The sequence below is a fragment of the Bradyrhizobium genomosp. III genome (genome assembly GCF_000261705.1).
GTDB classification, from domain to species: domain Bacteria; phylum Pseudomonadota; class Alphaproteobacteria; order Rhizobiales; family Xanthobacteraceae; genus Bradyrhizobium; species Bradyrhizobium ottawaense.
Genome location: NZ_AJQF01000296.1, coordinates 1 through 3,478 on the forward strand (window position 1 = coordinate 1; position 3,478 = coordinate 3,478).

3 protein-coding genes and 1 pseudogene are annotated in these 3,478 nt (G+C 63.7%); all 4 read left to right on the forward strand.

Features of this window, described 5'->3' with window-relative positions:
* The coding region (lnt, locus tag IC66_RS0124705) for an apolipoprotein N-acyltransferase (protein WP_038949436.1) at positions 1 to 1,391 on the forward strand (1,391 nt) is incomplete at its 5' end.
* A gap of 221 nt (positions 1,392 to 1,612) precedes the next feature.
* Complete coding sequence (locus IC66_RS0124710; RefSeq protein WP_028139513.1) at positions 1,613 to 2,026, forward strand: helix-turn-helix domain-containing protein; 414 nt, start codon at positions 1,613 to 1,615, stop codon at positions 2,024 to 2,026.
* Positions 2,027 to 2,111: 85 nt separating this feature from the next.
* A complete protein-coding gene (locus tag IC66_RS0124715) occupies positions 2,112 to 3,269 on the forward strand; it encodes a M20 family metallopeptidase (protein ID WP_038949437.1) in 1,158 nt (385 codons plus the stop codon).
* Positions 3,266 to 3,478, forward strand: a pseudogene (locus IC66_RS0124720) (tRNA (guanosine(46)-N7)-methyltransferase TrmB); the annotation flags it as partial. The gene IC66_RS0124715 and the pseudogene IC66_RS0124720, both read left to right, overlap by 4 nt.

Sequence of the window (3,478 nt, forward strand, 5' to 3'; positions counted from 1 at the left end):
GCTACTGGTTCGGGCTCGGCTATTTCGTCCCCGGCCTCTACTGGATCGGCTACGCCTTCTTCGTCGAGGCCGATGTATTCGCCTGGCTGACGCCGTTCGCCGTGCTCGGCCTGCCTGCTTATCTGTCCATCTTCACGGCCATCGGCTTTGCGCTGGCACGCCTGCTCTGGACCAAGAACGCCACGCGCGTGCTTGCGCTTGCGGCAAGCCTCACAATCAGCGAATGGCTGCGCGGTCACCTGCTGACCGGCTTTCCCTGGAATGCGTTCGGCTATGCCCTGTCCGAGTCGCTGCCGCTGGCGCAGACGGCCTCGCTGGTCGGCCTGTGGGGCATGACGTTCCTGACGGTTGCGATCTTCGCGAGCCCCGCGACGCTGATCGACCGCACGCCCGATCGCCGCCTGGCGTGGCGCGTGCCGGCGGCCGCAATTGCGCTCCTGGTTGTCATGAGCATCTTCGGCGCGATCCGCCTGTCGCTGCATCCAACCACGATGGTCTCAGGCGCCAAGCTGCGCCTGATGCAACCGAACCTGCAGCAGGACGCCAAATTCAATTACGCCGCCAAGTCGGAGGTGATGAAAAAATATTTGGCGCTGTCGGACCGCGCCTCCGGCCCGCAATCGACCGGCGTGCGCGATGCCACCATCCTGATCTGGCCGGAATCGGCCTTTCCGTTCTTCCTGACCCGCGAAGCCGATGCGATGGCGCAGATCGCCGATCTACTGCCCAAGGGCACGGTGCTGATCACGGGTTCGGTCCGCGCGCCCGACCTGCCGCGGGGCACGCCGATCACGCGTGCCTATAATTCGATCTACGTGATCGATCACGATGGCAGCGTGCTCGCAGTGTACGACAAGTTGCATTTGGTGCCGTTCGGAGAATTTCTTCCCTACCAGGCACTGATGGAGAAGCTCGGTTTCGAGCAACTGACGCGTGTGCGCGGCGGCTTCATTCCCGGCACGGTGCGGCATGCGCTGCAGGTGCCCGGCGCGCCGCCCGCGCTACCGCTGATCTGTTACGAGGCAATTTTTCCCGGCGAGGTGGCTGGACGCAACGAACGTCCGGGCTGGATCGTGAACCTCACCAATGACGGTTGGTTCGGCATTTCGACCGGCCCCTATCAGCATCTCGAGCAGTCGCGCATGCGCGCGATCGAGCTCGGATTGCCGCTGGTCCGCTCCGCCAATACCGGTATCTCCGCGGTGATCGATCCGGTGGGCCGCACCGTCGCCAGCCTCGGTCTCGGCATCGAAGGCATTTTGGATGCAAGCCTGCCTGCCGCGATATCACCGACGGTCTATGCGCGGGTGGGCGATGTGCCGGCTGCCATGCTCGTCGCGCTGGCCGTGATTCTGGCGGTCCGCCGACGTGTCACCAAGCGGAAGGCCTGATCGCACCGTCGCCGCGGAGGCGGCCGGAAGCTTTTGACAACCGTAGTCCCACGGTTGACAGACTGCACATGGGCTCCCCATTCTGCACCGGCTGCAAAAGACAGTGGGCATTGCTAAATTTCTCCGCAATGTTTCCCAATAAGAGGGTCTGATTTGACGATGCTTGCACCTGAGGCACTCCAGTTGATTGCGCTGAAGGTGGTGTTTGGAGGGCTGAGGAAATGTCGAAAGCGCCCAACCCTGTTGACAAATATGTCGGCAGTCGCGTGCGTATGCGCCGCATCATGTTGGGCATGAGCCAGGAAAAGCTCGGTGAAGCTTTGGGCCTGACTTTCCAGCAGATCCAGAAATACGAGAAGGGTACGAACCGGGTCGGCGCGAGCCGTATCCAGCAGATCGCCGAAATCCTCCAGGTGCCGGTGTCGTTCCTGTTCGAGGGCGGCCCGAGCGGCGTGCCGGGTCCGGACGGCTTCGCAGAAGGCGCCTCGCCTTCCTATGTGTCGGACTTTCTCGCGACGTCGGAAGGACTTGCCCTGACCAAGGCGTTCACGCGAATCACCGATTCGAAGATGCGCCGCTCGATCGTCGATCTCGTCGAGCAGATTGCGGCTCGCGAAGGTCCCGACAAGCGCTGATCGCCATCAGAATGGCGATTTGAGACCGCGTCAAATCTGGCCTATGTCGTCATTTGTGGCCGCGCTTTGATGCGCGTCCGCTTCGATGATGCGATTCAAAGGCACAGATGCGTCCATGGCCAGCTCCAATTGGTTCGATACCCAAACTATTCTCGATGGCATCCGCCGCTGGGTGGAGGTCGAGACGCCGACGGAAGCGCCCGAACAAGTCAACAGGCTGATCTCGATGGTCGCGGAGCAATACCGCGATCTGCCTGTCACGCTCGAACGCGTCGCCGGCGTCGATGGCTGCGGCGATCATCTCATGGCGCGCTCGAATTGGGGGCAGGACCGGCCGGGCATCCTGGTGCTGAGCCACCTCGACACCGTCCATCCCATGGGATTCATCGAGCGCCTGCCGTTCAAGGTCGAAGGCGACGTCGCGTACGGTCCCGGCATCTACGACATGAAGGGCGGCGCCTACATCGCCCATCACGCGTTTCGCGCACTGTGTGCCACAGTCGATCGCTCGCCGCTCGGCATCACGCATTTGTTCACCTCCGACGAGGAGATCGGCAGTCCCACCTCGCGCGCACTCATCGAGACGGAAGGGCGCAAGGCCAAATACGTGCTGGTGACGGAGCCGGCGCGCGATGGCGGCAAGATCGTCACCGGGCGCAAGGGCGTCGGACGCTTCAAGGTATTCATCAAGGGCGTGCCCGCGCATGCCGGCTCGCGGCCGGAAGACGGCCGCAGCGCCGTGCGCGAGCTCGGTAACGTCATCCTCGCTCTGGAAGGGATGAACGACCTGACACGCGGCGTCAGCGTCAATGTCGGCGTGGTGCGTGGCGGCACGCGCCCCAACGTCACGCCGGAAGAGGCCTATGCCGAAGTCGATCTGCGCGTGCCGAGCCTCAAGGACGCAGAGGAGTTCGTCGGCAAGATCCTTGGGCTGACGTCGAAGACCGACGGCGTCACCGTCACGGTCACCGGCGAGCTCAATCGTCCGCCCTACGAGAAGAGCAACGCGGGCGCCTCGCTGTACGAACACGCGAAGACGCTCGCCGGCGAGATCGGCTTCGAGCTGGTGGACACCCACACCGGCGGCGGCTCGGACGGCAATTTCACCGCGGCCCACACCGCGACGCTTGACGGACTCGGCGTCGACGGCAAGGGCGCGCACACTCATTATGAGCAGCTCTATGTCTCCTCGCTCGCGCCGCGCGCGCGGCTGCTCCATCGCCTGTACCAGACGCTGCGATGAGCGAGCGCAAATCAGACCCCGATCGCGATGACAGCGAGCGCGCGTTCTTCGGGCGCCGCAAGGGTCACAAGCTCAGGCAGCACCAGGCCGAGCTGATTGGTCAACTGCTGCCGCATCTGGCGCTCGACATCGACGGTGAGACGCCGGCGGATGCAAGCGAGATCTTCGATCCCGCCGCCGACGATGTGCGGCTCGAGATCGGCTTCGGC

Excerpts from the sequence above, each read along its gene's own strand:
- IC66_RS0124715 (WP_038949437.1), top strand. The coding sequence starts at position 2,112 with ATGATGCGATTCAAAGGCACAGATGCGTCCATGGCCAGCTCCAATTGG.
- IC66_RS0124710 (WP_028139513.1), top strand. The coding sequence starts at position 1,613 with ATGTCGAAAGCGCCCAACCCTGTTGACAAATATGTCGGCAGTCGCGTG.